This window comes from Streptobacillus ratti, assembly GCF_001891165.1.
GTDB classification, from domain to species: Bacteria; Fusobacteriota; Fusobacteriia; order Fusobacteriales; family Leptotrichiaceae; genus Streptobacillus; species Streptobacillus ratti.
Genome location: NZ_LKKW01000048.1, coordinates 1 through 5,401, shown reverse-complemented (window position 1 = coordinate 5,401; position 5,401 = coordinate 1). Strand labels below are relative to the sequence as shown.

The window sequence follows — 5,401 nt, the reverse complement described above, 5'->3', positions numbered from 1 at the left end:
TGTATTATCTCACAACAAAGTTTAAGATAAATTAATAACTTATGTTTGACAACTAAATAGTAAAATTATTATTTTTAAAAATAAATATATATTAACTTTATATTTAATGATATAATATGTTATGAGATAAGAATAATATATGAAAATTAATAGGAGAAATCATGGCGTATGGTAAAGTAATATTATTTGGAGAACATTCAGTTGTATATGGGAAAAATGCTATTGCATTACTTTTAAAATCTATTAAAATGGAAGCAGAAATTACTTCTGAATATATTTCTGAAAACGAACATGTTAAGTTTATAAAAAAAAGTATAATTAAAAAATGTGATATTAAAGATAAAATATATATTAAAATAGTTTCAAATATTCCTAGAGCAAGAGGACTAGGTTCTTCTACAGCACTTGTAGTTTCAATAGCAGAGGCTTTTAAGAGGAAATATGGTATTAGTGATGATGTAGTTGAAAGTGTAGTTTTTAAAAGTGAAAAATTTGCTCATGGGAATCCTAGTGGAATAGATATGGCAGTAGTACTTAACAATCAAAATGTTTTGTTTAATAAAAAAGATGGAATAAGAAATATTGATTTTAACTTAAATGCTAAGCTTGTAATTGCAGATAGTGGAATTAGAGGTAATACTAAAAATGCAGTTGCTATGATTTCACAAAAATATAGTGAAATTAGGGGATATATAGATGATTTAGGAGAAATTACAGATAAGGCTATTGTTGCTTTAAAGAATTCTGATGTTAAACTAGTAGGACATTTAATGAATTTAGCACAAAATAATTTAAAATTAATGGGATTATCAAATAATGTAATTGATAATTTGATTGATATAGCAAAAGAAAATTCGTTGGGAGCTAAAATAACTGGAGCAGGACTTGGTGGATGTATAATATCATTAGTTGAAGATGAAAAAAAAGCAATGTATCTTAAAGAATTATTAATCAAAAAAGGAGCGAAAAATGTATGGCTAGAGGATATATAAATATAGCTATAGTTAAATATTGGGGGAAAAAAGAATTTAATCCATATCTTGTGCCTATGCAAGGAAGTATATCTCTTAGGTCAAATAAGCTTTATACAGAAACTGATGTATCAGAAAGTGATAAGGATATTTTCATATTAAATGGTAAAATTCAAGATGAAAATGAAACCAAAAAGATATTTTCTTTTGTTGATAAAGTTATGGAACAGAGAAAAATTAATAGAAAACCTATTTGTATAGATAGTAAAAATTTTGTACCAACAGCAGCAGGTCTTGCATCTAGTGCTAGTGCATATTGTACACTTACACAGGCATTAAATGATTTCTTTAAATTAAATTTAACTATAGAGGAAATGGCTAAAATATCTACTATGGGATCTGGTTCTGCATGTAGAAGTTTCTATAACATATCAGCTTTTGATAAAAATGGAGAAATTTATGAATTAAAAACAGAACTTAATCTTGCTATGCTAGCCATAGTACTTAACGATAAGAAAAAGGAATTACCGTCAAGAGATGCAATGGAAATTGCTAAAAAATCACCTATTTATTCTATGTGGGTAAAAAGAGCAAATGAAGATTTTGAGAAAATGAAATTAGCATTATTAGAAAATGATTTTATTAAAATTGGTAATATTATGGAAAAAAACACAATAATTATGCACAATACTACATTTAAATCTAATCCATCATTTTCTTTTTTAACTAAAGAAACATATTTTGTTATTAAAATTGTAAAAAGGTTAAGAATGAAAGGTCTTAATATTTTTACTACAATGGATGCTGGTCCTAATGTTAAAGTTCTTTATTTAAAAGAAAATGAAGAAAAAGTATTAAAAGAATTAAATAAATATTTTGGAGGTAAAATAGTTTTATGTTAGAAAAAGCAGGAGCTAAACTATATCTTGCAGGGGAGTATGCAATTTTAAGTGAAAATTCATATGCTATAGTATCATTTATTCCTAAATATACATATTTAAATGTTGAAGAAAATAAAGTGTGGGAAATATTAACTGAGATTGAAGATAAGGATAATATAATAGAATTACTTTTAAAATATATTGAAAAAAAATTTGAAATTAAAAAAAAAGCGAGGCTTAGATATTTTAGTGAACTTTATAAAAATGGAGAAAAATATGGTCTAGGTTCTTCGGCTTCTTTAATTGTAGTAACTATCAAAGCTATTTTAAAAATAAATGGTTATAATATATCAAAAAGAGAACTTTTTGATATTTCCATAGATTTTATGATAGAAAATAATATGAGTGGTTCTTTTGGAGATGTAGCTTGTATTTGCTATGAAAGTAATATATTTTTTAAATCATCTAATAGAATAGATAGAAAATATATTATAAAAAAAATTGATACAAAAACTAACTTAAAAATAGAAGCTATATGGACAAAAAAATCTGCAAGTAGCTCTAAATTAATTTCTAAAATTGATATGAATAATGAAGTTTTTGAAAAATTTAAAAATATATCTAATGCTTTAGTTTTGGAGATGTTTGATAATTTAATAGAAAATAGAGTTGATAAAATATTAGATAATGTAGATAAATTAAGTGGAAATCTGTATTATTTAGAATTAAATAATGACAGTGTTATTCATACGCCTTTAATAAAAGAAATCTTGTCTAAGTATAGATATTCTAAAATTTCAGGTGCGGGGGGTGGAGATTTTATACTTTCTTTTTCAAAATCTGATGTTTTGGAGGATTTAAAAGTAGATGTCTTATATTAGATAGTTTGTAGATGTGTAGGATATTTATATAAAAAGGGGATAATATAAAAGGGATAATATAAAAAAAGTATTATTAAAATACTATGATGATAAAAATGTTAGTAAAATTATCATTGAAAAAATTTTATTAAAAAATTATTATCAAAATGCTTGTAGTTATAAAATACTATGGTTATAAAATGCTTTGGGTATAAAACTAACATATTGATAAAAGATATATAAAATGATAAAATAGTTTAGAAAACAAGAATTAGAAAGAGGAATAATTATGGAAAAAATCTTAAAAAGAAGTGAAGTTGACATAAATAAAACTTGGGATTTGACAACAATATTTGAAAATGATGCTTCTTGGGAGAAAGAATTTGAAAAATTATATGGAGAAATAGAAAGCATATCTAAATTTGAAGAAATTATGACAGATAATGTAGATACTTTAGCAGATACTTTAGATTTAGATGATAAATTAAATCACAGAATAAGTCTTCTATACACTTATGCTCATTTAAAAGGAGATGAAGATACGGGTAATTCTAAATATCAAGAATACAATGCTAAAATAGTGAAACTATATTCAGATTATGATGCTAAATCTACTTTTATTAGAGTAAAATTATTAGAATTATCTGAGGAAAAGGTTGAAGAATATTTTTCTCATGAAAGATTAGTTGAACGTAAATTTGAAATGGAAAAATTATTTAAAACTAAAAAACATCAACTTTCTCAAAAAGAGGAAGAGCTATTAGCTAATATGACACAAATTACAGGTGTTTCAAGTAAAGCATTTTCTATGTTAAATAATGCTGATATTTCTTTTGAAGATGTAGAAAATTCAAAAGGAGAAAAATTATCTTTAAATCATGCAAGATATGGAATGTATTTAGAATCAAGTGATAGAAAACTTAGAGAAAATGCGTATAACTCAATGTATAAAACATATAAAGGGTTAAGAAATACTTTTGCAACAACTCTTGAAGGACAAGTTTTAGTACATACAACTAATTCTAAATTAAGAAAATATAGTAGTGCTAGAAATGCAGCAGTTTCTTCAAACTTTATAGATGAAAGTGTATACGATTCTTTATTATCAGCAGTTAATGATAAATTACCTATATTACATAAATATGTAGAATTTAGAAAAAAACAATTAGGTGTTGAAGAACTTAAAATGTATGATATGTATACACCTCTTTTAAAAGAAATAGAACTTAAATTTACATATGAAGAAGCAAAAGAAATAATAATAGAGGCTTTACAAGTACTTGGTGATGATTATGTTAGTTTAATTAAAAAAGCATTTGATGAAAGATGGATAGATTATGCTGAAAATGAGGGTAAAAGATCGGGTGCATATTCAAGTGGAACTTATGGAACTAACCCATTCATATTAATTAGTTGGCGTGGTACTTTAGATAACTTATTTACATTAATACATGAATTAGGGCATAGCATACATAGTTATTATACAAGAAATTATCAACCATATATTTATGGGCATTACACAATATTTTTAGCAGAAGTTGCAAGTATAACTAATGAATTAATATTAAATGATTTCTTAATTAAAAAATATTCAGATAATCCTGCTGTAAAAGCATACATTATTAATCATTACTTAGATCAAGTAAAAGGCACTGTATTTAGACAAACACAATTTGCTGAATTTGAGTATGAAATTCATAAATCAGTAGAAAATGGGCAACCATTAACAGCTGAATATTTATCTAATCTATATGATAATATGAATAAAAAATATTATGGTGAAGCAATGACATATGATGATAATATTAGATATGAATGGGCAAGAATACCGCATTTCTATTATAACTTCTATGTTTATCAATATGCTACAGGTATGTCAGCAGCATCAGCATTTGCTAAAAAAATATTAACAGAGGGTAAACCAGCTGTAGAAAAATATATTGGTTATTTAAAATCTGGAGCAAGCGATTATTCTTTAAATATATTAAAAATAGCAGGTGTAGACATGAATACTAATGCACCAGTTTATGCTTGTCTTGAAAATTTTGAAGAAAAATTAGAAGAATTACAAAAAGTATTAAAAGAAATATAATTTAAAATGAATACATGTACTGATAAATTTAACATAAAAATATTATGTTTTGAGGTACATGTATTTTATTATAATATGATTTTGGAATATACTAAAAGATTTATAACAAATGCAGAAATAACAAAAGAATTAGAATGTAATAAAAAAGGGTAACAGATATAACAATATATCGTAATGAAATATCTAAAAGTAAGGGTTGGTACGTTTTTCCAAGAGTTAAAATTTATTACAAACTATATAATACTTATTATAAACTATACAATAAATATTTAGGTGGAGAAGAATAGGATTGATAAAATAAAAATAATAGTATTAATAAATAAGAATGATAGGATTAATAAATAAGAATAATAAGATTAATAAATAAAAAGTATGATGACTGTCTATAATAAATTATTAAGATATTAAAAAATTAGAAATTTTAAGAAGTTTATCTAAGTAAAAAAGCAAGTAAAAACGATATTTAAATAAAAAATAAAAAAATAAATCAAAAAAAGTATAAAAAAATATTGACAAAGAAAAAATGATATGTTAATATAATTGAGTTCGATTAAGGACAAGGACAATGGAAAGAGAAGGAATAAATAAAGCAAACAA

4 protein-coding genes are annotated in these 5,401 nt (G+C 24.1%); all 4 read left to right on the top strand.

The genetic code is table 11. The annotated features are described in order from the left end of the window. Positions 1-161 precede the first annotated feature (161 nt). The 4 genes from mvk (at position 162) to pepF (ending at position 4,804) form a co-directional block, all read left to right on the top strand. Positions 162-992: a mevalonate kinase gene (mvk, locus tag BT993_RS06515; RefSeq protein WP_072593768.1), complete on the top strand. Its 831-nt coding sequence runs from the start codon at positions 162-164 to the stop codon at positions 990-992. Continuing rightward, positions 974-1,873, top strand: a complete 900-nt coding sequence (gene mvaD / locus BT993_RS06510) for a diphosphomevalonate decarboxylase (protein WP_072593767.1) — start codon at positions 974-976, stop codon at positions 1,871-1,873. Before mvk ends, mvaD begins: the two co-directional genes overlap by 19 nt. Continuing rightward, on the top strand, positions 1,867-2,733 hold the full coding sequence (locus BT993_RS06505) for a mevalonate kinase family protein (protein ID WP_072593766.1): 867 nt from the start codon (positions 1,867-1,869) through the stop codon (positions 2,731-2,733). Before mvaD ends, BT993_RS06505 begins: the two co-directional genes overlap by 7 nt. A 268-nt stretch (positions 2,734-3,001) precedes the next feature. After that, entirely contained in the window at positions 3,002-4,804 is a 1,803-nt protein-coding gene (pepF, locus tag BT993_RS06500; protein ID WP_072593765.1) for an oligoendopeptidase F, read from the top strand. The last annotated feature ends 597 nt before the right edge of the window (positions 4,805-5,401 follow it).

Coding starts and splice junctions, on each gene's coding strand:
- mvk (WP_072593768.1), top strand. CDS start 162: ATGGCGTATGGTAAAGTAATATTATTTGGAGAACATTCAGTTGTATAT.
- mvaD (WP_072593767.1), top strand. CDS start 974: ATGGCTAGAGGATATATAAATATAGCTATAGTTAAATATTGGGGGAAA.
- BT993_RS06505 (WP_072593766.1), top strand. CDS start 1,867: ATGTTAGAAAAAGCAGGAGCTAAACTATATCTTGCAGGGGAGTATGCA.
- pepF (WP_072593765.1), top strand. CDS start 3,002: ATGGAAAAAATCTTAAAAAGAAGTGAAGTTGACATAAATAAAACTTGG.